The sequence below is a fragment of the Rahnella sp. Larv3_ips genome (assembly GCF_003697865.1).
Taxonomy (GTDB): Bacteria; Pseudomonadota; Gammaproteobacteria; order Enterobacterales; family Enterobacteriaceae; genus Rahnella; species Rahnella rivi.
On record NZ_MJIB01000004.1, the window covers coordinates 280,163 to 305,999 of the forward strand.

A 25,837-nucleotide genomic window follows, 5' to 3' on the forward strand; every position below is an offset into this window, starting at 1 on the left:
TGTCAGACATCCTGTTCCCGCAGCGTCTTACCGACGTTTCCGCCCGGATGCACTTTCAGTAAACGTTGCTGGTCAAAGCCGTTGCGCAGCATGATGTTGCCGCACAGCGCGTCGAACACCGCCAGCACCAGCACGATAGAGGTGGTCGCCAGCATATTCAGCGGATCGATCTCCCGCTGGATATGGGTTTTCACCACCAGCGTGGCGGCACGGGCAATGGCTGAATCCAGATTCTCGGTCACGCTGACGATCGCCACACCTTTGGCTTTCAGCGTCGGCAGCAGGCGCGTCAGCTCTTCGGAATTTCCGCCGCGCGAAATCAGGATCATCAGGTCATCACTGCGCATAAAACCTAAGTCGCCGTGCGCGGCATCGGTGGCACTGAGGTACACCGCCGGTTGTTCAACGCACGCCAGCATATGGGCGATTTTGCGCGCCGCAATCCCCGACGTGCCCACGCCGGTCACCGCAATTTTGCCCTTACAGCCGGTCACCAGCGTCAGCAACTGCTGCCAGATATCGGCATCGAGATGGCGCTGCAATGCCAGTAATTCCTGGCTGTAGGTTTGCCAGCCCTGACACGCCAGAGCAAATTCTTCCTCTGCATTCATTCGGTTTCCCCCTGCATCAGGCGGCGGTACTTCATGCTGTCGTGGTACATCTCATGGAATACGCGGTATTTGCGGTCGTAATACTCTTTGATTTTGTTGGTTTGCGGCGTGACGGTTTTGCCGATGCGGCTCATGGCGGCCATGGCTTCCGGCAGCGAGTCATACGCACCCGCCGCGACGGTGCCCATCATGGCGCTGCCGAGCAACATCGCTTCGCTTTCTTCCGGCAATAACATCGCGCAGCCGGTGGCGTTGGAATGCTCCTGCACAAACACCGGGTTTTTGGTGCCGCCGCCGCTTGCCATCATGGTATCAATGCGGTAACCGCTTTGGTTCATAGTTTCGATAATGTGACGGGTGCCGAGCGCCAGCGCCTGAATGGTCGCCAGATAATGCAGCGCCATATCTTCCGGCGTACGCGAGAGTTTCAGGCCGGTCAGCGTACCGGTCAGCGTCGGGTTGGCGCGCGGTGAACGGTTGCCGTGGAAGTAGGGCAGCATATGAATGTCTTTGGTCAGGAAGGCAATGTCTTCCGGCTCGCCAGCCATTTTGCGCAGGATGCCGTTAAGCACTTCGTAAATGGTTTTGCCGCTGTCTTTGCCCTGTTTCAGCAGATCCTGATAGCACGGGTGCGACTGAATGACGTGATCGATCAGCGCGCCGGTGGTGGATTGCCCGCCTTCGTTCAGCCAGTAATCCGGCAAAATCGCCGAGTAATACGGACCCCAGATGCCGCCGATATAGCGCGCACTGCGCGACATCGCCATGTGTGCCGTCGAGGTGCCGCCGATCAGCGCGATGCGGTTGTCGAAATCTGCCGATTCGCCGGATGCGCCGCTGGCGCCGAGAATGCCAAGACTGCCTGCGTGCGCATCAATGATCGAGACGCTGACCGCCGTGCCTGCCATCAGGCCCATTTCGGCGGCGGCGCGCTGGGTCAGACCGTGCCCCAGCGGTTCGCCCATGGTTTTCACTTCGCTGCCGATTTTCGCCGCATTATTTTCCAGCAAATCTTCCAGCCCGATCTGGCGGAAATAGCTCGGATCCCAGCGGTCTTCGTGGCCGATGTAGGTCCATTTACAGACGGTGGAACACAGAGAGCGCGTGGCGTCCTGCGTGGCGCGCCAGGTCAGGAAATCCGGCAAATCGAACAGGTGCCCGACGTTGTTCCAGGTGGTGGGCATATGCTGTTTCAGCCACAGCAGTTTTGGCGTCTGCATTTCCGGAGAAATAATCCCGCCGACGAATTCCAGCACGCGGTGGCCGGTGGCGTTGATGCGTTCCGCCTGCGTAATGGCGCGGTGATCCATCCACACAATGATGTTCTGCTCGCTGCGCCCGGACGGGCTGACGGTCAGCGGTTTGCCTTCTTTATCCAGCACCACCAGCGAACAGGTGGCGTCGAAACCGATACCTTTCACCTGAATCGGGTTGATGTCGGCCTGATTCACCGCGTCTTTCACGGCGTTACAGACGGACTGCCAGATCTCATCGGAAGATTGCTCGACGAAATCGGCTTTCGGGCGGTACAACGTGATCTCACGGCTGGCCTGGCCGACCATGCGGCCGGTCATGTCGAAGACGCCCGCGCGGGCGCTGCCGGTTCCTACGTCAACTCCAATAAAATAACTCGCCATGTTCTTTCCCTTCGGTAAAAAGCTTTCGCTTAAGATTTTCTGTTTTGCAGAGCGATAAACAGGATCAGGACGCCGCCCCACAGGGCCATCGTCAGGTAACTGCTGACGCCCATCAGGTTGAGGCCGCTTTCCAGCATTTGCAGGACGATCAGCGCCAGCACCAACCCGATGACCCGGCCAAAGCCGCCGTCGGGGTTAATCCCGCCGAGCACGGAGGCCAGAATGGTCACCAGCAAATAGGAGTCGCCGTAGCCTGCTTTCGCCGAGTTAAATTTGGACATCATCAGCAGAGCCGCGCCCCAGCCGAGCAGGGCGGAAAGCACGTATACCGCAATAGTCACTTTATGGGTGTTGACGCCGCTAAAGCGTGTGGCCTGTTCGTTGGAGCCCATCAGATACAGGCTGCGGCCAAGGGTGGTGTGTTCGAGCAACACCCATAACAGCAGCGCCACCAGCAGGAACAACAGCAGGGCGACCGGAATGCCCAGCAGGCTGCCGTTGCTGAGATATTGGATGGCCGCCGGGAAGCCGGAAATCACCGCACCGCTGGTCAGCAGAATGTTCAGCCCGGCAATCAGCGTCATGGTGCCGAGCGTCGCCAGAATCGGCGAGACACCCACATAGGCGATCAGCGCGCCGTTAAGCACACCGATAGCCACCGCCACGCCCAGCCCGGCGAGCATCGCCAGCGCGAAATATTCCGGCTGATTCGGGTGCGCCACCATAATGGCCGCCATGGCCAGCGAGCAGGCATTCGCACCGGCAATCACCGAAAGGTTGATGCCGCCGGTAAGCATGGTGATGCCCATCCCCAGCGCCAGCATGCCCAGAATAGGCAACTGCGAAGAGATCGACTGGAAATTGCCGACGCTGTAAAAACTGCCGCCCAGCGTGAAGGAGAACAACACGGCCACGGCAACGATGATCAGCAACTGCAAACGGATGATGCGGTCGCCGGGGAAAAATCGGGTTAAGGTCGTCATGTCACATCCCCTTTGCCAGTTTGCGTTTTTCATTCCACGCCGTGCTGCTGATGCTGATCAGAATGATCAGGCCGCTGAACACCTGATGCCAGTAAGACGAGATACTCAGCAGCGTCAGGCCGTTTTGCAGGAAGGCCAGCAGCATGACACCCAGAATGGTGCCGGTGAGCGAACCGCGCCCGCCGGTCATGCTGGTACCGCCTAACACCACCGCCGCCAGCACCGTCAGCTCATAGCCGAGCAGGGAATTCGGTGCGACGGACTGAGTGATTTGCGCCTGAACCACCGCAGCAATACCCGCCAGTAATCCCATAAAGCCGTAGACGTAAAAATGCAGCCGCAGAATGTTCAGACCAAGGCGCGACGCGGCGTCACGGTTGCTGCCCATGGCGTAAATCTGCCGTCCGACGCGGGTGCGGTTCATCAGCACACCGGTGGCGATAATCACCCCGAGCAGGCTGAGTAACGGCAGCGTCAGGCCATAGTCGTAGCCGTCCGCGGCGGTAAAGGAGAACCAGTTAATGCCATTCATAAACCAGTCGGGGAAGCCGTACAGCCAGGTGCCGTTGGTCAGGTACACCAGCAATCCGTAGAACAGATTCAGCGTGGCGATGGTAATGATGATGGCCGGCACGCGCAGCCAGTACACCAGAAAACCATTGACCAGCCCGAGCAGCAAACCGGTGCCCATCGACATGGCAAACGCCAGCGGAAAACTGCCGCCATGATGGAGGATGTAACTCGCCATCACGTACTGGCCGATGGACGTCACCGCCGGGAAGGAGATGTCGATACCCCCGGCAATCAGCACCACAAACAGGCCGCAGGCCAGAATGCCGAGAATGGCGTAACTGGTGGCAACGTCGGTCAGGTTGCCGAGCGTCATAAATTCACTGGTGCTGAGGCTCAGGCCGATGACCAGCAGCAGGACCAGTAATCCCAGCCAGAATTCGTGCCGGGAGAACAGTTTCGACAGTGCGTTGTTATCCATTGATCGCCTCCGCAATCTGCGCTTCGCTGCTCTGGTGCGGGGCGAATTCCGCCACCAGTTCGCCTTTGCGCATCACCAGCACGCGGTGACTGTTGTAATAGGCTTCCGGAATTTCATCGCAAATCATCAGTACCGCCATGCCGGATTCCGCCAGGTCACGGGCAATACGGTAAATGCCTTCTTTATTGGCGATATCCACGCCGACGGTCGGCGAATCGAGGATCAGAATATGCGGCTGCGTCGCCACCCATTTGGCGATGGCGATACGCTGCGCATTGCCGCCGGAAAGCGTTTTCACCGGCAGGCCGCTGTCGGAGACTTTGATGTTCAGGTCACGGATCAGGTCTTTCACCACTGACGCCGCTTTGCGGTGATCCATCAGCCCGGTGGCGGTGTGCAGCTTGTCGAAAATCGACACCAGTGTGTTGTCGTAAATGGATTGCTCCATGATCAGCCCCTGCGTCAGACGGTCTTCCGAGACATAAGCGATACCGTGACGGATGGCGTCGCGGTTGCTGTGAAATTTCACCGCCTTGCCGTTAACGCGGATTTCGCCGCTGTCCGGCTGGCTCATGCCGAATAAGCTCATACAGAGTTCAGTACGCCCTGAACCCAGCAGGCCGATAATCGAGGTGATTTCGCCCTGGCGCAGCGACAGCGAAATATCCTGATACTGGCCTTTGCGGCTCAGGTGGCTGACTTCCAGCAGCGGCGTGACGTTGGCCGGTGCGCGGTGCGGCAGGTGACTGTAGGTAAAACGCTGTCCGGTCATCAGGAACGCCAGCTCATTGCTGTCGAGTTCACTGGCCGGATAGGTGCCCACCAGTTTGCCGTCGCGCATCACGCTGATGCGGTCGGCGACTTCCATCACTTCATCAAGGCGGTGGCTGACGAACACCACGCAGATACCCGCGGCTTTCAGTTCATTCACCACCCGCAGCAGGCCGTTCACTTCGGTGCGGGTCAGCGACGCGGTGGGTTCATCCATGATCACCAGGCTGGCGTCAGCAGCGATTGCGCGGCATATTGCCACTAACTGACGGTCGGCGATCGACAGCTTTTCGACTTTACGATCCGGATCCAGAGAAATTCCGACCCGTTGCATAGCGGCCACAGCTTTTTTGCGCATTGCCTCGCGATGTACCCAAAAATCGCCGCCCGGTAAATAACGGTGGATGGCAATATTTTCGGCAACCGATAAATTCGGAAATAAAGAGAGATCCTGATAAATAACCTGAATGCCGTAATAAGAAGAAAGTTGCGGCGTCAGGCTATGAAAAAGTTTTCCATCGAGCGTAATTGCCGCGCCTTTTTCCGGCTGATAGACGCCGGAAATGACTTTAATGATGGTGCTTTTACCGCAGCCATTCTGACCGGCGAGACAGTGCACTTCGCCTTTATTCAGCGTCAGGCTGACATTATCCAGCGCTAATACGCCGGGGAATTTTTTACTGATTTTTTCGAGGCTGATAAAAGCCTCAGCAGGGGCAGGGGACGTGCGCGAACCGGACGACGGAGTGAGAGTGTTCATCACATTATCCTTACAACGTTCTATTTAGAATAAGTATTCAATGTCTGATTAGAAATTCAGATACGGCACAGCACACAACGCCGTATCTGTTTCTATTTGCCTGGTGTGGCGCTGGAGATAAATATGTCTCCGGTAAATTAAAGAATTAAAAAGCTACATCAGAAGCCGAGTGATTTTGCATTCTCTGGCGTGACTTCCAGAATTTTATTAAAGCGGATCACGTGTTTATCCATATCCACATCCGCTTTGCCCAACCCTTCGATGCTCAGGTCTTTGGTGACTTCTTTACCCTGTAACAACTGGTCGGCGACGGTCACTAAGGCGTAACCGGCATCTTTCGGATCCCACAACAGGACTTTCTTGATATCACCGCGCATCAGGTAGGGCGCAGCCTGAGCGGGCATGGCGATACCCACCACCGCGAGTTTGTTTTTCGCACGTTTCTGCTGAACGGCCTGACCGGCACCGATCGGGCCGAGGGAACCGAAACCGATAATCCCTTTCAGATCAGGGTAGGTTTTCATGAGATCCAGCGTGGTGGAGTAAGACTTATCGATGTTTTCGGCCACCGGCAGGCGTGAGGTGACTTCATGCATATCGGGGTATTTTTCTTTCTGATATTTAATGGCGGCGTCTGCCCAGGCGTTATGCAATGGCACGGTCAGGGAACCGACATAAATGGCGTATCCGCCTTTGCCGCCCATGTCTTTCGCCAGCTCATCCATATTGGCTTCGGCATATTTCTGGCTGTCGATGGTTTCGATATCCCACTGACCAATTTGCTGATCCGGCGATTCATGGGTTAACACCACGATGCCCTGATCGCGGGCTTTTTTCAGCACCGGCTCCAGCACTTTGGCGTCGTTGGGCACCACGATAATGGCGTCCACTTTTTTGGCGATCAGATCTTCAATCACTTTAACCTGCTGTGCCGGATCAGGCGTTGAACCGCCAACCTGATAGGCATTCACATTCAGTTTTTGCGCGGCTTCTTTTACGCCGACTTCCATGCGGGTGAACCAGGGAATGCCGGTGACTTTGGCGACCACGGCGATGTCGTAAGGCTTGGCGGCGAATGTCGGTGTCGTGAATAACATGCATGCTGAAACCACACATGCATTGACTAATGCGAGGTTAAATTTCATGTCTGTACCTTTCTTATGATGTTCTGTTCTGGTGTAGGGAACGGGCAGTGGTTATTTATTCCACACTCAGAGATTAACTTAACGGGAAAGCCGTTTTCTCTCGCTCGTAAACAGAATGTGATCAAAGCCCTTAATTGTTAAATTTAATAACTTTATATGTAAAATATTGGTTAATTAAATCTATCGCCAGGTTCATGCGGGCGCGCTATGGCAGGTGTTACCGATAAAAATGAAACAAAAAGTAATCAATTTATTAACAAATTAAACACATATGAAGCCCATCACGGGGGCTTTTCAGAAAGGATGCGCCTGTGGTTTTTTTTATTTGCGCAGAGTGTGAACAGGGTCACGGCAGCGGATGCGCCAAAACCGTGCGCGCCTGCACCGTTTTCTGGCAATGCACTGCGCGACAGCACAGGTGATACGCGCCGGATCACAATCCTGACGAAAACATTGCGCCAAAAATCAAAATATTTCCCTGCATACTCATTCTTTGCCCCTCGTTGCTGCGAAAGGGGATTTTTTTGTTTATTCATTTTTTATGCATTTAAAGTGAATAACGGTCGCGTTTAAGTGATTGTTTTTTCTGGTGCTGATTCTTTTTATTCACTTTTATCCTTTGCTGGCACGAAGCCTGCACTCTATGATGTGACTGAGTGAGATTATTTATTAACTTTTAAATAACAAACCAATAACCAGAAATCCTGCCGGTATGGGGGGCGGGCTCCTGCACCCTGAATTCAGCCAGTCACTGGCCTTACATTAAGAGGTTTATATGGAACACCAACAGCAGCCACAAAACGTCAGCCGCCAGAACTTTGATGACTGGATGGTGCCGGTGTATGCCCCTGCCGCGTTTATTCCGGTGCGCGGCGAAGGATCCTGGCTGTGGGATCAGGCGGGTAAAGATTATGTCGATTTTGCGGGCGGCATTGCCGTGAATGCGCTGGGTCATGCCCATCCGGAAATTCGTAAAACGCTGCTTGAGCAGGCGGATAAAGTCTGGCATCTGGGCAATGGCTATACCAACGAACCGGTATTGCGTCTGGCGAAACAGCTGATCGACGCCACCTTTGCCGACAAGGTGTTTTTCTGTAACTCGGGGGCGGAAGCCAACGAAGCGGCACTCAAACTGGCGCGCCTTTACGGCAATAAAGCCGGCGGCGAAAAGAATGAAATCATCGCCTTCAAAAACGCGTTTCACGGGCGCACGTTGTTTACCGTCACCACCGGCGGTCAGCCGAAATACTCGGAAGACTTTGCGCCGTTACCGCAGGCGATTACCCATCTGCCGTTCAACGATCTGGCCGCGGTCGCCAGCCAGATTTCCTCCCGTACCTGCGCGGTGATTGTCGAGCCGATCCAGGGCGAAGGCGGCGTGGTGCCTGCGCAGGCCGAATTCCTGCAAGGCCTGCGTGAGTTGTGTGACAGGCATCAGGCGGTGCTGATTTTTGATGAAGTGCAGACCGGCGTCGGGCGCACCGGCGAGCTGTATGCGTATCAGCATTACGGCGTGGTGCCGGACATTCTGACCAGTGCCAAAGCGCTGGGCGGCGGTTTCCCTATTGGCGCAATGCTGACCACCGACCGCTACGCTGTGCTGTTCCAGCCGGGCACGCACGGCACCACGTACGGCGGCAACCCGCTGGCAACGGCGGTGGCCGGCAAAGTGTTTGAGATGATCAATACGCCGGACGTGCTGGCAGGCGTGCACAAGCGCCATCAGTGGTTTGCCGACGGCCTGAAACGCATCAATGAGCAATATCAGGTGTTCAGCGAAGTGCGCGGGCAGGGCCTGCTGATCGGCGCCGTGATGAGCGAGCGTTATCAGGATCAGGCCAAACAGCTGAACACGCTGGCCGCAGAAGAGGGGCTGATTGCGCTGATTGCCGGGCCGAATGTATTGCGCTTCGCGCCGTCCCTGATCATACCGGGGGCAGATATTGAAGAAGGGCTGAACCGCCTTGAGCGTGCCGTTGCGCGCCTGTGCGCGTGATTCTTTGGGATAAATGAGGTAGAGCATCATGATGTTGATTCGACCTGTGCGGCCCGGCGATCTCGCCGATATTCTGCAGTTGTCAGGCAAAACCGGCATCGGTTTAACGTCTTTGCCCAAGGATGAGGCGCAGTTGCGTGCGCGCATTGAGCGTTCAGTGGCGACCTGGGAAGGCCGTCTGGATAAACCCGATCAGGGCTATCTGTTTGTGCTCGAAGACACAGAACAGCCGAAAGTGGTGGGGGTAAGCGCCATCGAAGTGGCGGTGGGCCTGAGCGAGCCGTGGTACAACTTCCGCCTCGGCACGCTGGTGCACGCCTCCAAAAGTCTGAATATTTATAAGCCGGTGCCGACGCTGTTTCTCAGTAACGATCACACCGGTTATACCGAGCTTTGCACGCTGTTTCTCGATCCCGATTACCGCAATGGCAAGAACGGTCAGCTGCTGGCGAAAGTCCGTTTTCTGTTTCTGGCCGCGTTTCGAGAATATTTCTCCCGCAAGGTGATCGCCGAAATGCGCGGTGTTTCAGACGACAGCGGCCATTCGCCGTTCTGGGACAGCGTCGGGCGGCACTTCTTCGGGATGGAATTCGCCGAAGCCGACCGCCTGACCGGCATGGGGCAGAAATCCTTTATCGCCGAGCTGATGCCCAAACATCCTTTATATACCGATCTGCTCAGCCACGAAGCCCGCGAAGTGATCGGCGAAGTGCATCCGCATACCGCCCCGGCGCGTGCGGTGCTGGAAGGCGAAGGGCTGAGTTATCAGGGCTATGTGGATATTTTCGATGCCGGCCCGACGCTGGAAGGTGAAATTGACCAGCTGCGCGCGGTGAAAGAGAGCCGCCTGTGGCCGGTTCGTCTGGCAGAACACCGGGACGGCGACGACGAGCCGCTGTATCTGGTGGCCAATGAGCAGTATCAGAACTTCCGGGCGCTGCTGATTGCGGGCGAAGAATCGCCGCAGTCCCTGACGCTCAGTTCAGCCGAAGCTGACATTCTCGGGCTGCGTGAGGGCGACATGATGCGCGCCGTGGCGCTGTTTCCCGGCAGCAACCTGAACGCTCCCACGCAACCTCTCAAAAAGGAAACTCTCGCATGATGCAACCCGCACTCTTTATTCAGGGCCAGTGGCGCAGCGGACAGGGCGCGCAGCTGAACAAAATCAATCCGGCGGACAATACCCTGCTGTGGTCGGCGCTGAGCGCTGACGCGGAAGATGTTGATATGGCCTGCCGGGCTGCCCGCACGGCATTTCCCGCCTGGGCGCGCAAAACCGTGGCAGAACGCGCGGAGGTTATTCAGCGTTTTGCCGGTTTACTGACGGAGCATAAAACCCGGCTGGCGGAAATCATCAGCCAGGAAACCAGCAAACCGCGCTGGGAAACGCTGACCGAAATTCAGGCCATGATCGGCAAAGTGGCGATTTCGCTGGAAGCCAACCAGCAGCGTACCGGCGAAAAACATACCGCGATGCCGGACGGCGAAGCGGTGCTGCGCCACCGTCCGCACGGCGTACTGGCGGTGTTCGGCCCGTATAATTTCCCCGGTCATTTGCCGAACGGCCATATCGTTCCGGCATTGCTGGCGGGCAATACCGTGATTTTCAAACCGAGTGAACTGACGCCTAAAACGGCGGAAGAAACCGTGAAGTTATGGCAACAGGCCGGTTTGCCCGACGGCGTGTTGAATCTGGTGCAGGGCGGGCGCAGCACCGGTGAAGCGCTGGCGGCCTGCGCAGATATCGACGGGTTGCTGTTTACCGGCAGCGCGGGAACCGGTTATCAGTTGCACCGCCAGCTGGCCGGTCAGCCTGAAAAGATTCTGGCGCTGGAAATGGGCGGTAATAACGCGCTGATCGTTGAGCCGGTGGAAGACATTGATGCGGCGGTTAACCTGACCATTCAGTCGGCGTTTATTTCTGCCGGGCAGCGCTGCACGTGTGCGCGTCGTCTGCTGGTGAAAGAGGGCGCGGCGGGCGATGCGTTTATCGCGCGCCTGCTGGAGGTGACCCTGCAGCTGCGCGTCGGTGGCTGGAATGATGAGCCCCAGCCGTTTATGGGCGGGGTGATTTCTGACGCAGCCGCACGCAATATGCTGAAAGCGCAGGACGAATTACTGGCGCTGGGCGGCAAACCGCTGCTGCTGCTGACCCGCCCTGATCCTCTTAATACCGTGCTGACGCCAGGGATTATCGATCTGACCGGCGTGGCGGGCGTGCCTGATGAAGAATACTTCGGGCCGTTGCTGAGTATTTACCGCTACAGCGATTTTGACAGCGCCATTGCCCTGGCGAATCAGACCCGCTTCGGGCTGGCGACCGGATTAATCTCCGCCGGGCGCGATCGGTTTGAGCAGCTATTATTGGAAGCACGGGCGGGAATTGTGAACTGGAACAAACCGCTCACCGGCGCGTCGAGTAATGCGCCATTTGGCGGGATCGGCGCGTCGGGGAATCATCGTCCGAGCGCGTATTACGCAGCCGATTATTGCGCGTGGCCAATGGCCTCGCTGGAAACAGACACGCTGGAACTCCCCGCGACGCTGTCGCCGGGTATCGATTTCCGCACAACCTGAGGAGACAGGCATGTCTGGATGTGAAGCAAATTTCGACGGTTTAGTCGGGCCGACGCACCATTATGCGGGGCTGTCGTTTGGCAACGAAGCCTCAACCAAAAATCAGAACGCAGTGGCGAACCCGCGTCTGGCGGCCAAACAGGGCCTGCTGAAAATGAAAGCGCTGGCCGATCTGGGCTTTGCGCAGGGCATTTTGCCGCCGCATGAACGCCCGCATCTGAGCACCTTACGGCAGATGGGATTTGGCGGCAGCGACCGTGAAGTGCTGACCAAAGCGCAGGCGTACTCGCCGCGTCTGCTGTCGTCACTGAGCTCGGCATCGGCTATGTGGGTGGCGAACGCCGCCACGGTGTCGCCCTCAGCCGACAGTGCAGATGGCCGTGTGCATTTCACGGTGGCGAATCTGAACAATAAATTTCATCGCGCGATCGAAGCCGACACCACATCGGCCATTTTGCGTGCGACCTTTCATGCTGACCGCTATTTTGCCCATCACGGGGCGCTGCCGCAGGTGGGCGCGCTGGGTGATGAAGGGGCGGCCAACCATAACCGGTTGTGCGGCGAATATGACAAGCCCGGCGTGCAGGTGTTTGTGTACGGACGCGACGGGCTGGTCACCGGCGAAAACGAACCGGTGCGCTATCCTGCGCGTCAGACCCGCTTAGCCAGTGACGCGGTGGCACGTCTGCATCAGCTGGATGCGCAACGCACGGTGTTTGTTCAGCAAAACCCGCAGGCCATCGACAGCGGTGTGTTTCATAACGACGTCATTTCTGTCAGCAACGGCAACGTGCTTTTCCATCACGAACAGGCGTTTGTGAATTCTGCCGTCGCACTGGAGGAAATTCGTCGCAAAATGGCCGCGCTGGATCTGGATTTCCAGCCCATTGAAGTGCCGCAGTCAAAAGTGTCTCTTGACGATGCGGTCGCGACATACCTGTTTAACAGCCAGTTACTGACCAAATCCGACGGCAAAATGCTGCTGGTGCTGCCGGAAGAGTCCCGTCAGCATGTGGGGGTCTGGTCTTATTTATCGGCGCTGATCGAAAGCGGCGGACCGGTGAATCAGATTGAAGTGTTTGATCTGCGCGAAAGCATGCGTAACGGCGGCGGACCTGCGTGTTTGCGTCTGCGCGTGGCACTTAATCGCAATGAACTGAATGCGGTCAATGTGGGCTCCCTGATGAGCGACACGCAGTTTATCAGCCTGAATACCTGGGTCGATAAACATTACCGTGACCGGATGCAGGCCAAAGATCTGGCCGATCCGCAACTGCTTACCGAAGTGCGCACCGCGCTCGATGAACTGACCAATATTCTCGGTCTGGGGCCGATTTATCCGTTCCAGCGCTGAGCCATCACAGGAGTGAACAGATGTTTGATTTTCTGGCGGTGACGCTTTCCGGCGAGCCGGTGTCTGAGCCTTCGGGACAAACGGAAACGCTGGACTGGCAGTGGCGCGGCGAGGGGATCCTCGAGCTTTCACCGCGCCAGCCTTGTGAGACGGCGGCGGTGATTTCTGCGGGCGTTCACGGTAACGAAACTGCACCCATCGAGCTGCTTAGTAAACTGGTCAGTGAGCTGTTGTCAGGCGAAAGGCTGCTGCGAACCCGGCTGCTGGTGTTGCTGGGTAATCCGCCGTCAATGCGCATCAACAAACGTTATGTGGATACCGACATGAACCGCATGTTTGGTGGCCGCCACGCCCGTTATAAACCTAACGATGAAACCCGCCGCGCGCAGGAGCTGGAGCAGGTGATGGCGCTGTTCTACCGCAGCGCCTCCGCCGCCGGGGCCACGCAGCGGTTGCATTATGACTTGCACACGGCGATCCGCGGATCCCGGCATGTGCGTTTCGGCTTGCTGCCTTTTCAGGCGCGGCCACCAGCGGAGTCTATGCTCGAATGGCTCAACGCTGCCGGGCTGGACGCCCTGGTGCATCATCGCTCACCGGGCGGCACCTTTACCCATTTCAGCAGCGACGTTTTTCAGGCAGACAGCTGCACGCTGGAACTGGGTAAAGCGTTGCCGTTTGGCAGTAACGATCATGCGCAGTTCACCGGCATCCGCCGTGCGCTGGAAACGCTGGTCAGCGGCGAACCCTTACCCGCCCGTGACGCCACCGCGCCGCTGGTGCATTACCGCGTGGTGCAGGATGTGATCCGCTCAAAGGAAGATTTCCAGCTGTTTGTCCCGGCTGATGCTGTGAATTTCACCGCGTTCAGCCAGGGTTTTGTCATCGCACAGGAAAACGGCAGGATCTATAAAGTGGAAGCAGACGAAGAAGCGGTGCTGTTCCCAAACCCGAATGTCGCACTGGGATTAAGGGCAGGGCTGATGCTGGTGAAGATGTGATTTTTGCGAGACGTCTTCCTGATTTGTTCATACAGTATTGCAAGATGGCGCTCTTGTGAGTAATTTGTGTTCATCGGATTCGGCATGACGTTGAATTCATTGCATGTTTTTGTTACGCGAAAACGTAGTTAAACGGTTCAGGGAGGATCATATGAACATGATTTATGACGAATACGATGGGTTCTGAAAGAAACTGATCTCAATAAGGCGGGGGAGACCCGCCTTTTTCATGGATGAAAATCATGAAATTTGACGCGTTAGAATGGCAACCAAAAGAAAAGGGTCCTGATTTTCATCAGGACCCTTTTCTTTAATTTGGCGGTGAGAGAGGGGTTCGAACCCTCGATACGATTTCTCGTATACACACTTTCCAGGCGTGCTCCTTCAGCCACTCAGACACCTCACCGTGTTCGTTACAGCGCGAGCGTTGCAACGGGGCGCTACTATAGGGAGACAGCCGCGAGGGGTCAAGAAAATTTTCGGCGTTTTGTGTCAGGCGCTCAGAGTCTGTTCAGCGGGAATATTTCACGGGCAGCCGGATTTTTAGAGCGCCCAAAACGGAAAAGGTCCTGATTTTCATCAGAACCTTTTCCGTTTAATGTGGTGGAGAGAGAGGGGTTCGAACCCTCGATACGATTGCTCATATACACACTTTCCAGGCGTGCTCCTTCAGCCACTCAGACACCTCTCCAGCTGTCAGTCGCACCGCAGTGCTGCTGACCGGCGCTAATGTAGGGAAAAGTCGCTTCATCGTCAACATTCTTTTGCAGGTTCCGTGCCGATTAGCCAAACTTAGAGCAATTTGATGATTTACAGAGCAAATAACGCGTTAAGCCTGAACAACCGTGAGGGCGCTGCGTGGGAGATTAATTTTTCTAATCTCGCAGAGTCAATAATGAGTAAACCGCATAAGTGTGTGATTAACCCGCAAACACGTTTTGTTACGCTCAAATAGCAACATATGTTGTGAAAAGCGCCAGTCGTGGCGGTATAACATTGCCCTTCGAAAAATTGCTTCCTATAAGAACTGTACAAGTCGTCAGACGAAGCAGCGTTATTCCATAAACCGGGACAGGGGTTATTCTTGAGTCAGCCAAACAACGCGACCACGTCGCAACACCGGCCCGCGATACCCGCGGGTGCAGGCACTTTATTCTTCGTTCAGACCTTTGCGACACTCGGCTTTGCCGTGTTGTATTCCACGCTGGTGCTGTATGCCACGAAAAAACTCGGCTTTAGTGAAGATAATGCTAACGCCATTATGGGCGTGTTTGGCGCGTTCAACTACGGTCTGCATATGTTCGGCGGCTATCTTGGCGGGCGCTATCTCAGCAACCGTAACCTGTTTGTGCTGGGCATGGTGTTGCAGGTGTTTGGCTGTGCGCTGATTGCACTTGAAGGCGTGACCGGCCTTTACTGGGGGCTGGCGATGTTCCTCACCGGCAGCGGACTGAACGTCACCTGCCTGAACATGATGCTGACACAGCGGTTTGCGCCGGACGACGATCGCCGCGAGTCGGCTTTCCTGTGGAACTACGCCGGCATGAACCTCGGTTTCTTCATCGGCTTTGCCGTGGCCGGGTATTTCCAGCTGAGCGAAAACTACCGTGCGCTGTTCCTGTTTGCCACGCTGGGGAATGTTGCGGCGATTGTCGTGACGCTGTCCCGCTGGTCGATTCTGGCTGATATCAGCACACCGCTGAAAGAAGCCAGCCGCAGCCAGATGTTACGCCGGATGGCGGTCGGTATCGCCATTCTGATCGTGCTGGTGCCGGTTATCCGTATGCTGCTGACCCACGCCGAGTTCAGCAGTTATTTCGTGGTGGTCCTGGGCGTGATTATTTTTGCACTGATGGCGCTGGTGACGTTCCGTCATCGTGATACTGACGAACGCCGCCGGATGAAAGCTTATCTGCTGCTGGCGCTCGGTTCGCTGGTGTTCTGGACGCTCTATCAGCTGGCGCCGATGGGCCTGATGCTGTTCTCCGAGCACAATATTGATCTGAACGTGTACGGCATTCGTGTGGCACCGCAATGGATCCAGAACATCAATACGCTGGTGATTGTGATTGGCGGGCCGCTGATGGCGCTGTGGTTTAAAAACCTGCGTCAGCGCGGCTGGAACATTGATATCCCGACGCAGTTCTCCGCCTCCCTGTTCTGTATGGGGCTGGGTATGCTGGTGCTGCCGTTTGGTATTCATCTGGCAGGCGGCGACGGTCTGGTGGCGTTCAAATGGATTGCCATCAGCTACCTGCTGCAAAGTATCGGTGAGCTGCTGATTTCGCCGATAGGTTACGCCATGATCGGTAAACTGGCTCCGGCGCGCTATCAGGGTGTGATGATGGGCTGCTGGATGATGGTCACCGGCGTGGCCTCGGTACTGGCGAGTTATATCTCCGGGCTGATGCCGCAAAATGCGGGCAGCACGCCGTTAGTCACCAATCCGGGCTACAGCCAGGTGTTCAACGCGCTGGGCTGGGGTTCTGTCGCGACCAGTGTGGTACTGCTGGTGTTGATCCCGCTGCTGCGCCGGTTGATCAGCCGTGAGCCTGCTGCTGCCTGAGTTTTTTATCTCATCAATCATTTATTTCACAGGCTCCGATTTTCGGGGCCTGTTCTTTTTTCGGACTCAGGGTTGCATCCCGATGATATTCAGGGAAATCTATCAGCACACCGGAGGTCACAAAGATGAACATAATTTTTTACCACCCTACATTTGATGCCAAACCCTGGATTGACGGAATAACCAAAAGATTACCGCAGGCCAACGTCCGCGTATGGAATGCGGCTGATGAAGAACCGGCAGATTACGCGCTGGTTTGGCGTCCGCCTCATGCCATGCTGGCGCCGCGAACGCAGCTTAAAGGCATTTTCGCGCTGGGCGCGGGGGTCGATGCCATTCTCACCCAGGAAGCGCGTCAGCCCGGCACTCTGCCTGCCGGTGTGCCGCTGATCCGCCTCGAAGACACCGGCATGGCGTTGCAGATGCAGGAGTATGCGCTGGCGAGTGTGCTGCGCTATTTCCGCCGGATGGATGAATATCAGCTTTTCCAGCAACAAAAACAGTGGCGACCTCTTGCGCCGCATTCACGCAGTGATTTTACCGTCGGTATTCTCGGCGCCGGCGTGCTCGGCAGCAGCGTGGCGAAAACCCTGGCCGGGATGAAATTTACCGTGCGCAGCTGGAGCCGCAGTGCCAAGTCGCAGGAAGGCGTGCAGAGTTTCTTCGGCGACGACCAGCTGGAGGCATTTGCCACCGGTTGCAAAGTGCTGATCAATCTGTTGCCCAATACGCCGCACACCGCCGGTATTCTCGATCATCAACTGTTCACATATTTACATCATAATGCTTACCTGATTAACCTCGGCCGTGGCGGACATCTGGTGGAAGGCGATTTACTGCGCGCGCTCGACAGCGGGCAGATTGCCGCCGCCACGCTTGACGTCTTTGTCGAAGAACCGTTACCGGCTATGCATCCGTTCTGGACGCATCCGCGCGTGAGCATTACGCCGCACGTGGCGGCGGACACGCTGCCGGAAGAGGCGATGGACAGCATTGTGAATAATATTCTGGCGATAGAGGCGGGGCGTGAACCGGCAGGACGTGTCGATCTTGCGCGAGGTTACTGACGAGTCTGCTAACATGATTAAAGCTGTGGTCATTTAGCCACAGCGGAACATTCTCAAGGAGAGTACATGCCGTACCCGGTCGATTTACATATGCATACTGTGGCCAGCACGCATGCTTACAGCACGCTGCATGATTACATTGATGAAGCAGCGGAAAAGGGCATTAAGCTGTTTGCCATTACCGATCATGGCCCTGATATGGCCGATGCGCCGCACTACTGGCACTTTATGAATATGCGGGTCTGGCCGCGTCTGGTGAACGGCGTTGGCATCCTGCGCGGTATCGAATCAAATATTAAAAATATTCATGGCGATATCGACTGTACCGGCCCGATGCTCACCGAGATCGACGTGATCATCGCCGGTTTCCACGAGCCGGTGATGCAACCTGTCGATAAAGAAACCCACACCGCCGCCATGATTGCCGCGATGGCGGGCGGAGACGTGCATATTATTTCGCATCCCGGTAACCCGAAATACCCGATAGACATTCCGGCCGTCGCCGCGGCTGCCGCGAAATATGACGTGGCGCTGGAGCTGAATAATTCGTCGTTTATTCACTCCCGCGTAGGCAGCGAGCCTAATTGCCGCGCCATTGCGCTGGCGGTGAAAGAAGCCGGTGGCTGGCTGGCGCTGGGGTCGGATTCGCATATCGCCTATTCACTCGGCGGATTTGAACATTGCGAGCGAATTCTGCGTGAAGTGGATTTCCCTGAAGACCGTATTCTGAACGTCAGCCCGCGCCGTTTCCTGGATTTTCTGGAGAAGCGTGGCCGTGCGCCAATTGCAGAACTCAGCGAACTGTGACATTGTCGCCGCCAAATCGCAGGGGTTTAGCCCTTTTCATTGTCTGATCAGGTTACTGTTATGAATGAGTTTTCTATTGTTTGCCGCGTACTCGGTACGCTGTTTTACCGCCAGCCGCAGGATCCGTTACTGGTTCCACTTTTTGGCCTGATTCAGGACGGAAAACTGCGTGAGCACTGGCCGCTGGAACAAAATGCGCTGCTGATACGTTTACAGGAAAGCGCCAACCCTGAAACGCTGGCGGCTGAATTTAATCATCTGTTTGTCGGTTCAGAATGCGCCGTTTCGCCTTTCCGCAGTGATTATGTGGAAGGCGCGAATGAAATGGATGTGCGCACTTTCCTGCAACAGCGCGGAATGCCGCTGGGCGAGGGGCCTGCCGACCATTTCGGCGCAATGCTGCTGGCAGCGTCATGGCTGGAAGATCAGTCGAAGGAAGATGAAGTCAGCGCGCAAATCACGCTGTTTGATGAATTCCTGTTCCCGTGGTGTGGCAAGTTCCTCGGTAAAGTGGAAGCGCATGCCACCAGCGGTTTCTACCGCACATTGTCTGAAATCAGCCGTGAAGCCTTGCAGGCGATGCGCGACGAACTGGAAGAACAGCTGCCAGACGATCTGGAAGATGACGAGGAAGACGATCAGTAAATCGTCCCCTGAAAAGACAAAAAGCCCGGCCATGAAAATGCGCCGGGCTTTTTTACGGACGATGATTATTCAGTGAAAGGGATCACCAGTTCACCCGGTTTCACTTCAATGCCTTTCGCCAGTTTCTTCGCCATCGCTTCACCTTTACTGCGATCGCCGTTCAGCACGTAGGCCGGACGCTGATCAAAATAGGTTTTCAGCGAATTGTTCAGGTACGGCATCAGCCCTTTCATCACGCTGTCCATTTTTTCCGGCTTGATGGTGTAATCCACCACCTGCATATCTTTCAGGAAAATGGCGCTTTTCTCGCGATCGAACGAAGGATTAGCCTTGAGGGTCAGATGCATATCCGCTTTCTGAGGACCGAACAGTGAGGAAATATCCACACTGGCGTCACCGGTCAGGGTCACGACGCCCGGCTCAGCGCGGCCAATCTGGCTGCTGAGATGAGTCAGAACAATTTTCGCATCCACAAGCCCAGGTACACCGAGTTGCTTCTCGAAATTATTGTTCTTTTGCAGGTAATCATTCACCTGTTGCTCGCTGATGGTGTACTGCGTGAGCTGGTTACACCCGGTCAGCACAGTGGCGCACAGCAAAAATGCGGCACCGAGAATTCGTTTTGTCATTCTTCCCTCATTACATGAACACTTTATTTGTCAGCATGACCGTAATACGGCATGGCTCCAATCAGACAACGCTGATTAGCCTAAGTGCTGAGGGCGCAGATGGAAAGTAAAAATAAGCCGGAGAACGATCTCCGGCTCAATGACAGGTTAGCTTGCGAGGCGGGTGAGCAAATTGACCTGCGTCTGCTTCGCCATATTGTCGCGGTAGGCTTGCACGCGGGAGGGCCATTCAACACCCTGAACAATGGACAGCGAGCGCAGCACCGGCCACAGATGAATGTCATCCTCAGAAAGCTCACCGTTCACGGCGTTAGGTTCGACGATCAGTTTGTCGAGGGCGCGTAAATCCTGGCTGACCTTCTTGATCAATCCGTCGGAGTGCTTCAGATGCTCCTGAAAATCTCCGCTGGCAGCCTGTTTTTTATCGGAAAAATATTTACGCGCTTCGGGGGTGGAGAACTCTTCCAGTGGCGCGGTAGCAAAGCGGGGCAGGAACAGACGGCCGGTGTATTCGGAAACATGGCGCAGCCAGGTGGCAATGGCCGCATTCGTCGGGCCGGTCAGCAGCGGTTTTCCGTCACTTTTATCGATGTAATTCACGATATCCATGCTCTCTGGCATGAAACTGCCGTCCTGTTTTTGCAGAATAGGCACCATCTTCTTGCCCACCATCGAAATCGGCGTTTGCTCGTCGTCATTCAGCAAAACTTTGAGTTCAACGGGAATGTTCTTCAAACCGAAAATCATGCGTGCTTTTACGCAGAAAGGGCAATGTTCGTAAACGTAAAGTTTCATATTTCATGGCTCCTGTTTTCGCCGGCGGTGACCTGTAGGGTGCGTGGAAAATGCCGGATGTAGGTTCGGATTTTATCTAACTATAAGATTCAGTATGGGTAATTAAGGCGGGGAGATCAAACCGCGCTCCGGAAAGCGCGGTGTAAAGCACAGAGATTAGCCGCCGCTGAGCATGGCTGGCTCAATGCGTCGGAGGTTGAATTGCCAGTACAGGCCAGTGAGGGTGATAAAGCCCACGACGCCGAGTAAAAACCACGGTAATTCAGGCAGTTCGAGCGCGCGTCCGGTATCGTACATCCAGCCACCGCCGGTATAACCGATGACACCGCCCAGCGCCAGCCCAAGGCGGCTGAAGCCCATGTAACTGCCGCGTGCGCGTGAATCGGCCAGCGACGCGCTGAGGGTTTCGCGCGCCGGTTCAGCAATGATCGAGCCGATATAGAAAAAGCCGATGAGCAGCAGCAGCGGATTGATTGAGGTGACCAGCCCGACCGGCAGCAGGCTCAGCGTCATGATCAGCAGGCCAAACATCAGGCGTTGTTCGAGGCGGAACCTTTTCTCGCTCCAGCGCGCAATCGGGTAGAGCAGGGTCAGGGACAGCACGGCTTCAATGGCGTACATCCATTTCACGGCTGCCGGGCTGCCCGCCACGTCATTAACCGCGATCGGCAGCATCAGCATCACCTGCACGGTCAGCATGTAATAACCGGTCAGCGTCAGCACGTAGGATAGAAAACGTCGGTCGCGCAGCACGCGCATCATGCCTTCACGCATCGGGGTGCGCATGGTGGAAATGCGGTAAGCCGGCAGCAGCCAGGCATTACAGGCCGCGGCCAGACAGAAGATGGCCGCACCGGCCCAGCAGACATAATGGAAATCATATTGCAGCAGCCAGCTGCCGATCAGCGCGCCGATCACCGCACCGGCGCTGTCCTGCATCATCATCAGCGAGAAAAAGCGGCTGCGCTCATGCGGGCGGGTGAGTTTGATGACCAGTGCCGTGCGGGGCGGATCAAACAGGGTGCCGCCCAGGCCGGAAAGAATGCAGGAGAAAATCAATATCCACGGCTGGTCGGCCATAGCCATGGTGGCGAAACCGGCGGCGCGTAACAACATGCCTGTGATGATCATCGGCTTGGCACCGAAACGGTCAGCAATGGCACCGCCGAATATCCCTAATCCCTGTTGCGTTAACTGCCGGACACCCAGCGCCAGACCTACGATCATCGCGGCCCATCCCAGTTGATCGACAAATCGGATCGAGATCAACGGAAACACTACGAAAAAGCCTAAAATAACCAGCGCGTTGTCTAATAACAGAAAATACTTACCCAAGCTCCGAGCTTGTGATACCAGAGACATGCTTCACCATGAGCGATTATTTGTATCCTGTCCGGCAGATACAGAAAGGAGAAAAGACCGTTCCAGTCTGAACCGGAAACAGGCATTTAGATAGGGCGCTATAGATAATATTTTTTTATCGTCAAGCCGCGTTCTGACTGGCAGAATTAGGCATGTTTTATGGTTTCCTATAAATTCTATTTATCGACCCATGCGGGATGTGGAGGGAAGGGATGTTTGGCTATAAATCTGCCGCGCCTAAGGTGCGGCTTACCACTGACCGGATGGTTCTGCGCCTGGTGCACGATCGTGATGCGCACCGGCTTGCGGAATACTATGCGGAGAACCGGGCGTTTCTCAAACCCTGGGAACCGGTCAGAGACGAAAGTCATTGTTATCCCTCCGGGTGGCAGGCTCGTCTGAGCCTGATTACCGAAATGCAGAAACAGGGCAGTGCGTACTATTTTATTTTGCTCGATCCTGACGAAAATCGCGTGATGGGCGTGGCGAATTTCAGCAACGTATTACGCGGCTCATTTCACGCCTGTTTTCTCGGTTATTCGCTGGGGCAGGAATGGCAGGGGCAGGGACTGATGCAGGAGGCATTGCAGTCGCTGATCCGTTATATGCAACGTCAGCAAAAAATGCACCGTATTATGGCCAACTATATGCCGCACAATAAACGCAGCGGTCAGTTGCTCGAGCGCCTTGGTTTCGAGCGCGAAGGCTATGCCAGCGACTATTTGCTGATCGACGGTAAATGGCAGGATCACGTACTGACTGCCCTGACCTGGCGAGAATGGACACCCCCGTCCCGATAAGGAAGCAAGATGAAACATGAACTCAGTGCCCGGGAGGCCCGCGTGGTGGGCTGTTTGCTGGAAAAACAGCTGACGACGCCAGAACAATATCCGATGACCCTCAACGGATTAACCACGGCCTGCAACCAGAAGACCAACCGTGAACCGGTGATGGAGTTTAGCGAAAGCGACGTTCAGCAAACGCTGGATTTGCTGCTGAGAAAGCACATTATCCGCACCCTGAGCGGTTCGCGCACCATGAAATACGAGCATCGTTTCTGTAACTCCGAATTTGGCAATCTGAAGTTTTCCCCGCAGGAAGTGGCCGTGGTCACTACGCTGTTGCTGCGCGGCGCACAAACGCCGGGTGAATTGCGTACGCGCACCAATCGTCTGCATGATTTTTCTGACGTTGCTGAAGTTGAACAAACGCTGACAGAACTGACCCACCGTGAAGATGGCCCGTTCTGCGTGCGTCTGGCGCGTGAACCGGGTAAACGTGAAAGCCGTTATATGCATTTGTTCAGCGGCGAAGTCACCAATGTTGCCAGCGCTGCTGAAGAACCTCTGTTCAGCGCCGCACCGGAAAGCGCTGATCTGACTGCGCGTGTGGAAACCCTTGAAGCGGAAGTGGCAGAACTGAAGCAGCGTCTGGACAATGTGTTGCAACATCTGGCCGATTAACAGGAGCGGGTTGTGAGTAAATTGCGTATTGGAGTTATCGGTCTGGGCGGCATCGCGCAAAAAGCGTATCTGCCGGTACTGAGCCATGCAGAAAAGTGGACGCTGGTGGGGGGCTTTTCTCCCAATCAGCAAAAAGCTCAGGCCATTTGCGACAGTTACCGCATGGCCTGTTTCTCCCGCATCGATGAACTGGCCAGCCAGTGTGACGCGGTGTTTGTTCACAGCAGCACGGCCAGCCATTTCGATGTCGTCGGGCAATTGCTGGCGCAGGGCGTGCATGTGTACGTCGATAAACCACTGGCAGCGGAACTGTCGCAGGCTGAGCAGTTGGTTGAGCGGGCGCATAAAGCGGGTAAAACATTAATGGTGGGCTTTAACCGCCGCTATGCGCCGTTGTATCGCCAGTTGAAAGAACAGATGGGCGAACCGGCCTCCGTGCGCATGGATAAGCATCGCACCGACAGCGTCGGGCCAAACGATCTGCGTTTCACTTTACTGGATGATTATCTGCATGTGGTTGATACCGCACTATGGCTGGCGGGCGGCAATGCCAGTCTGGAAAGCGGGCTGATTCAGGTGAATGAATCCAACCAGATGCTTTACGGCGAACACCATTTCCTGTGCGGTGAAACGCTGGTGACGACCTCAATGCACCGCCGCGCGGGAACTTCGCGTGAAAGCGTGCAGGCCGTGACCGACGGGGCTTTCTATCAGCTTGACGATATGCGGCTCTGGCGTGAAGAACAGCAAGATGTTCTGACTCAGCCACCGGTGCCGGGCTGGCAAAGCACGCTGACGCAGCGCGGATTCGTCGGGGCGATTGAACACTTTGTGGACTGTGTGACCAACCAGACCGCACCGGAAACCAGCGGCGAACAGGCGATTTATGCCCAGACCTTCATTGAGAAACTGCTGGAAAACTGACGCGTCGCGATAAAACGGCACCGGCTCAGATGGTTACAATATATAACAACTGCCGGTGGCTATTGCAGAGCGGATGCGTAGACTATGCGCATCTTCGAGACAGGCGGGTGGTTTTTGATGATTAACGCGTTGATTTACAAGTCCCACCGGCAATTAAGAAAAATGACATGAACCTACTTAAATCTCTGGCAGCCGTCAGTTCCATGACGATGTTTTCACGTGTATTGGGCTTTGCGCGCGACGCCATCGTGGCACGCGTTTTTGGGGCCGGCATGGTCACCGACGCCTTCTTTGTGGCGTTTAAACTCCCCAATCTGCTGCGCCGAATCTTTGCCGAAGGCGCATTCTCTCAGGCTTTTGTCCCAATCCTGGCTGAGTATAAAACCCAGCAGGGCGAAGAGGCGACCAGGACGTTTATCGCCTATGTCTCCGGTTTACTGACGCTGGTACTGGCGGTGGTGACGATACTGGGGATGTTCGCCGCGCCGTGGGTGATTTACATCACCGCGCCCGGTTTTGTTGATTCGCCGGATAAGTTTGCGCTGACCAGTTCGCTGTTACGCATTACGTTCCCTTATATCCTGTTGATTTCTCTGGCCTCACTGGCGGGGGCGATCCTAAATACCTGGAACCGCTTTTCGATTCCGGCGTTTGCGCCGACGTTCCTCAACGTCAGCATGATCGGTTTTGCTTTATTTGCCGCCCCGTACTTTCATCCTCCCGTGCTGGCGCTGGCCTGGGCGGTCGTCGCCGGTGGCGTGCTGCAACTGGGTTACCAGCTTCCGCACCTCAAGAAAATTGGCATGCTGGTACTCCCGCGCCTGAACCTGAAAGATGCGGGCGTATGGCGCGTAATGCGCCAGATGGGACCGGCGATTCTGGGCGTTTCTGTAAGCCAGATTTCACTGATCATCAACACGATTTTTGCGTCATTTCTGGTTTCAGGTTCAGTTTCGTGGATGTATTACGCCGATCGCCTGATGGAGTTCCCGTCCGGTGTGCTGGGCGTGGCGCTGGGCACTATCCTGCTGCCTTCGCTGGCACGCAGTTTCTCCAGCGGTAATCATGCCGAATATAACCGCCTGATGGACTGGGGCCTGCGTCTGTGTTTCCTGCTGGCGTTACCGAGCTCTGTGGCGCTGGGCATTCTGGCGAAACCGCTGACCGTTGCGCTGTTCCAGTACGGTAAATTCAGCGCGTTTGATGCATTGATGACTCAACGTGCGCTGGTCGCCTACTCCGTCGGGCTGATGGGTTTAATCGTGGTAAAAGTGCTGGCGCCGGGTTTCTATTCCCGTCAGGACATCAAAACGCCGGTGAAAATCGCCATGTTTACCTTGCTGATGACGCAGGTGATGAACCTGGCGTTTATCGGCCCGCTGAAACACGCAGGGCTTTCGCTGTCGATTGGTCTGGCCGCCTGCCTGAATGCCTCATTGCTTTACTGGCAATTGCGTAAGCAGGATATTTTCCAGCCGCAACCGGGCTGGAAAGTCTTCCTGATTAAGCTGTTTGTGGCGGTGCTTGCGATGTCCGCTGCACTTATCGGCATGATGTGGCTGATGCCAGCCTGGGACGTGGGCGGAATGGCTTATCGCCTGGTGCGACTTGCGGCAGTGGTCGCTGCGGGTGTGGTGGCGTATTTCGCCGTACTCGGCCTGCTGGGTTTCCGGGTGAAGGAATTTGCGCGACGTCTGGATTGATTCCACGAATGACAGAAACAGAAAAGGGCGCCTGAGCGCCCTTTTTTAAT

24 protein-coding genes and 2 tRNA genes are annotated in these 25,837 nt (G+C 55.7%); 14 read left to right on the plus strand and 12 right to left on the minus strand.

Translation table 11 applies throughout. From position 1 onward, the window contains the following. Positions 1–2 precede the first annotated feature (2 nt). The 6 genes from ED901_RS03700 to ED901_RS03725 all read right to left on the minus strand — a co-directional run bounded on the left by ED901_RS03700 (position 3) and on the right by ED901_RS03725 (position 6,898). Positions 3–611, minus strand: a complete 609-nt coding sequence (locus ED901_RS03700) for an SIS domain-containing protein (protein ID WP_122094862.1) — start codon at positions 609–611, stop codon at positions 3–5. After that, entirely contained in the window at positions 608–2,248 is a 1,641-nt protein-coding gene (locus tag ED901_RS03705; RefSeq protein WP_056769439.1) for an FGGY-family carbohydrate kinase, read from the minus strand. Before ED901_RS03705 ends, ED901_RS03700 begins: the two co-directional genes overlap by 4 nt. A 29-nt stretch (positions 2,249–2,277) precedes the next feature. Continuing rightward, on the minus strand, positions 2,278–3,231 hold the full coding sequence (locus tag ED901_RS03710) for an ABC transporter permease (protein ID WP_122094864.1): 954 nt from the start codon (positions 3,229–3,231) through the stop codon (positions 2,278–2,280). 1 nt (position 3,232) lies between these two features. Continuing rightward, positions 3,233–4,222, minus strand: a complete 990-nt coding sequence (locus ED901_RS03715; RefSeq protein WP_056769443.1) for an ABC transporter permease — start codon at positions 4,220–4,222, stop codon at positions 3,233–3,235. Beyond that, a complete protein-coding gene (locus ED901_RS03720; RefSeq protein ID WP_056769445.1) occupies positions 4,215–5,753 on the minus strand; it encodes a sugar ABC transporter ATP-binding protein in 1,539 nt (512 codons plus the stop codon). The genes ED901_RS03715 and ED901_RS03720 overlap by 8 nt, the downstream gene beginning before the upstream one ends. A gap of 158 nt (positions 5,754–5,911) precedes the next feature. After that, positions 5,912–6,898: an autoinducer 2 ABC transporter substrate-binding protein gene (locus tag ED901_RS03725; RefSeq protein WP_056769447.1), complete on the minus strand. Its 987-nt coding sequence runs from the start codon at positions 6,896–6,898 to the stop codon at positions 5,912–5,914. 207 nt (positions 6,899–7,105) lie between these two features. On the opposite strand from ED901_RS03725, the gene ED901_RS03730 reads away from it, so the two are divergent. The 6 genes from ED901_RS03730 to astE all read left to right on the plus strand — a co-directional run bounded on the left by ED901_RS03730 (position 7,106) and on the right by astE (position 13,826). Further along, complete coding sequence (locus ED901_RS03730; protein ID WP_122094866.1) at positions 7,106–7,471, plus strand: hypothetical protein; 366 nt, start codon at positions 7,106–7,108, stop codon at positions 7,469–7,471. A gap of 202 nt (positions 7,472–7,673) precedes the next feature. Then, complete coding sequence (locus ED901_RS03735; RefSeq protein WP_056769450.1) at positions 7,674–8,894, plus strand: aspartate aminotransferase family protein; 1,221 nt, start codon at positions 7,674–7,676, stop codon at positions 8,892–8,894. Positions 8,895–8,922: 28 nt separating this feature from the next. Beyond that, positions 8,923–9,996, plus strand: coding sequence for an arginine N-succinyltransferase (gene astA, locus ED901_RS03740; protein ID WP_122094868.1), 1,074 nt, complete (start codon positions 8,923–8,925; stop codon positions 9,994–9,996). Next, a complete protein-coding gene (gene astD / locus ED901_RS03745; RefSeq protein WP_122094870.1) occupies positions 9,993–11,471 on the plus strand; it encodes a succinylglutamate-semialdehyde dehydrogenase in 1,479 nt (492 codons plus the stop codon). The genes astA and astD overlap by 4 nt, the downstream gene beginning before the upstream one ends. A gap of 10 nt (positions 11,472–11,481) precedes the next feature. Beyond that, the gene (gene astB / locus ED901_RS03750) at positions 11,482–12,825 is read left to right on the plus strand and encodes an N-succinylarginine dihydrolase (RefSeq protein ID WP_122094872.1); all 1,344 of its coding nucleotides are present in this window, start codon (positions 11,482–11,484) and stop codon (positions 12,823–12,825) included. A gap of 20 nt (positions 12,826–12,845) precedes the next feature. Next, complete coding sequence (gene astE / locus ED901_RS03755) at positions 12,846–13,826, plus strand: succinylglutamate desuccinylase (protein ID WP_122094874.1); 981 nt, start codon at positions 12,846–12,848, stop codon at positions 13,824–13,826. 316 nt (positions 13,827–14,142) lie between these two features. On the opposite strand, the gene ED901_RS03760 is transcribed toward astE, so the two are convergent. The 3 genes from ED901_RS03760 to ED901_RS03765 form a co-directional block, all read right to left on the minus strand. After that, positions 14,143–14,232, minus strand: a tRNA-Ser gene (locus tag ED901_RS03760). Positions 14,233–14,326: 94 nt separating this feature from the next. Further along, on the minus strand, positions 14,327–14,470 hold the full coding sequence (locus ED901_RS25030; RefSeq protein WP_162997807.1) for a hypothetical protein: 144 nt from the start codon (positions 14,468–14,470) through the stop codon (positions 14,327–14,329). After that, positions 14,428–14,517 (minus strand) — tRNA-Ser (locus ED901_RS03765). The genes ED901_RS25030 and ED901_RS03765 overlap by 43 nt, the downstream gene beginning before the upstream one ends. Positions 14,518–14,910: 393 nt before the next feature. On the opposite strand from ED901_RS03765, the gene ED901_RS03770 reads away from it, so the two are divergent. From ED901_RS03770 to ED901_RS03785, 4 genes are all read left to right on the plus strand, one after another. After that, complete coding sequence (locus tag ED901_RS03770; protein ID WP_122094876.1) at positions 14,911–16,392, plus strand: peptide MFS transporter; 1,482 nt, start codon at positions 14,911–14,913, stop codon at positions 16,390–16,392. 125 nt (positions 16,393–16,517) lie between these two features. Further along, the gene (gene ghrA / locus ED901_RS03775) at positions 16,518–17,459 is read left to right on the plus strand and encodes a glyoxylate/hydroxypyruvate reductase GhrA (RefSeq protein WP_122094878.1); all 942 of its coding nucleotides are present in this window, start codon (positions 16,518–16,520) and stop codon (positions 17,457–17,459) included. A gap of 66 nt (positions 17,460–17,525) precedes the next feature. Next, on the plus strand, positions 17,526–18,266 hold the full coding sequence (locus tag ED901_RS03780) for a phosphatase (protein WP_056769465.1): 741 nt from the start codon (positions 17,526–17,528) through the stop codon (positions 18,264–18,266). 60 nt (positions 18,267–18,326) lie between these two features. Further along, entirely contained in the window at positions 18,327–18,911 is a 585-nt protein-coding gene (locus ED901_RS03785) for a molecular chaperone (RefSeq protein ID WP_122094880.1), read from the plus strand. Positions 18,912–18,976: 65 nt separating this feature from the next. On the opposite strand, the gene ED901_RS03790 is transcribed toward ED901_RS03785, so the two are convergent. The 3 genes from ED901_RS03790 to mdtH all read right to left on the minus strand — a co-directional run bounded on the left by ED901_RS03790 (position 18,977) and on the right by mdtH (position 21,697). Then, entirely contained in the window at positions 18,977–19,540 is a 564-nt protein-coding gene (locus tag ED901_RS03790) for a lipoprotein (RefSeq protein WP_056769470.1), read from the minus strand. A 147-nt stretch (positions 19,541–19,687) separates the two neighbouring features. Next, entirely contained in the window at positions 19,688–20,335 is a 648-nt protein-coding gene (gene grxB, locus ED901_RS03795; protein ID WP_056769471.1) for a glutaredoxin 2, read from the minus strand. A gap of 156 nt (positions 20,336–20,491) precedes the next feature. After that, positions 20,492–21,697 carry a multidrug efflux MFS transporter MdtH gene (gene mdtH, locus ED901_RS03800; RefSeq protein WP_122094882.1) on the minus strand — a complete coding sequence of 402 codons (1,206 nt, stop codon included), beginning with the start codon at positions 21,695–21,697 and terminating at the stop codon, positions 20,492–20,494. Between the two features lie 212 nt (positions 21,698–21,909). Here mdtH and rimJ point away from each other — a divergent pair, with 212 nt between their 5' ends. From rimJ to murJ, 4 genes are all read left to right on the plus strand, one after another. After that, entirely contained in the window at positions 21,910–22,497 is a 588-nt protein-coding gene (gene rimJ, locus ED901_RS03805; RefSeq protein WP_056769474.1) for a ribosomal protein S5-alanine N-acetyltransferase, read from the plus strand. A gap of 9 nt (positions 22,498–22,506) precedes the next feature. Beyond that, the gene (locus ED901_RS03810; protein ID WP_122094884.1) at positions 22,507–23,160 is read left to right on the plus strand and encodes a YceH family protein; all 654 of its coding nucleotides are present in this window, start codon (positions 22,507–22,509) and stop codon (positions 23,158–23,160) included. Between the two features lie 12 nt (positions 23,161–23,172). Then, positions 23,173–24,084, plus strand: a complete 912-nt coding sequence (locus ED901_RS03815) for a Gfo/Idh/MocA family protein (protein ID WP_122094886.1) — start codon at positions 23,173–23,175, stop codon at positions 24,082–24,084. A 167-nt stretch (positions 24,085–24,251) separates the two neighbouring features. Further along, positions 24,252–25,787, plus strand: coding sequence for a murein biosynthesis integral membrane protein MurJ (gene murJ, locus ED901_RS03820; RefSeq protein ID WP_122094888.1), 1,536 nt, complete (start codon positions 24,252–24,254; stop codon positions 25,785–25,787). Positions 25,788–25,837: the final 50 nt, after the last annotated feature.

Excerpts from the sequence above, each read along its gene's own strand:
- ED901_RS03700 (WP_122094862.1), bottom strand. The coding sequence starts at position 611 with ATGAATGCAGAGGAAGAATTTGCTCTGGCGTGTCAGGGCTGGCAAACC.
- ED901_RS03705 (WP_056769439.1), bottom strand. The coding sequence starts at position 2,248 with ATGGCGAGTTATTTTATTGGAGTTGACGTAGGAACCGGCAGCGCCCGC.
- ED901_RS03710 (WP_122094864.1), bottom strand. The coding sequence starts at position 3,231 with ATGACGACCTTAACCCGATTTTTCCCCGGCGACCGCATCATCCGTTTG.
- ED901_RS03715 (WP_056769443.1), bottom strand. The coding sequence starts at position 4,222 with ATGGATAACAACGCACTGTCGAAACTGTTCTCCCGGCACGAATTCTGG.
- ED901_RS03720 (WP_056769445.1), bottom strand. The coding sequence starts at position 5,753 with ATGAACACTCTCACTCCGTCGTCCGGTTCGCGCACGTCCCCTGCCCCT.
- ED901_RS03725 (WP_056769447.1), bottom strand. The coding sequence starts at position 6,898 with ATGAAATTTAACCTCGCATTAGTCAATGCATGTGTGGTTTCAGCATGC.
- ED901_RS03730 (WP_122094866.1), top strand. The coding sequence starts at position 7,106 with ATGGCAGGTGTTACCGATAAAAATGAAACAAAAAGTAATCAATTTATT.
- ED901_RS03735 (WP_056769450.1), top strand. The coding sequence starts at position 7,674 with ATGGAACACCAACAGCAGCCACAAAACGTCAGCCGCCAGAACTTTGAT.
- astA (WP_122094868.1), top strand. The coding sequence starts at position 8,923 with ATGATGTTGATTCGACCTGTGCGGCCCGGCGATCTCGCCGATATTCTG.
- astD (WP_122094870.1), top strand. The coding sequence starts at position 9,993 with ATGATGCAACCCGCACTCTTTATTCAGGGCCAGTGGCGCAGCGGACAG.
- astB (WP_122094872.1), top strand. The coding sequence starts at position 11,482 with ATGTCTGGATGTGAAGCAAATTTCGACGGTTTAGTCGGGCCGACGCAC.
- astE (WP_122094874.1), top strand. The coding sequence starts at position 12,846 with ATGTTTGATTTTCTGGCGGTGACGCTTTCCGGCGAGCCGGTGTCTGAG.
- ED901_RS25030 (WP_162997807.1), bottom strand. The coding sequence starts at position 14,470 with ATGAGCAATCGTATCGAGGGTTCGAACCCCTCTCTCTCCACCACATTA.
- ghrA (WP_122094878.1), top strand. The coding sequence starts at position 16,518 with ATGAACATAATTTTTTACCACCCTACATTTGATGCCAAACCCTGGATT.
- ED901_RS03780 (WP_056769465.1), top strand. The coding sequence starts at position 17,526 with ATGCCGTACCCGGTCGATTTACATATGCATACTGTGGCCAGCACGCAT.
- ED901_RS03785 (WP_122094880.1), top strand. The coding sequence starts at position 18,327 with ATGAATGAGTTTTCTATTGTTTGCCGCGTACTCGGTACGCTGTTTTAC.
- ED901_RS03790 (WP_056769470.1), bottom strand. The coding sequence starts at position 19,540 with ATGACAAAACGAATTCTCGGTGCCGCATTTTTGCTGTGCGCCACTGTG.
- grxB (WP_056769471.1), bottom strand. The coding sequence starts at position 20,335 with ATGAAACTTTACGTTTACGAACATTGCCCTTTCTGCGTAAAAGCACGC.
- mdtH (WP_122094882.1), bottom strand. The coding sequence starts at position 21,697 with ATGTCTCTGGTATCACAAGCTCGGAGCTTGGGTAAGTATTTTCTGTTA.
- rimJ (WP_056769474.1), top strand. The coding sequence starts at position 21,910 with ATGTTTGGCTATAAATCTGCCGCGCCTAAGGTGCGGCTTACCACTGAC.
- ED901_RS03810 (WP_122094884.1), top strand. The coding sequence starts at position 22,507 with ATGAAACATGAACTCAGTGCCCGGGAGGCCCGCGTGGTGGGCTGTTTG.
- murJ (WP_122094888.1), top strand. The coding sequence starts at position 24,252 with ATGAACCTACTTAAATCTCTGGCAGCCGTCAGTTCCATGACGATGTTT.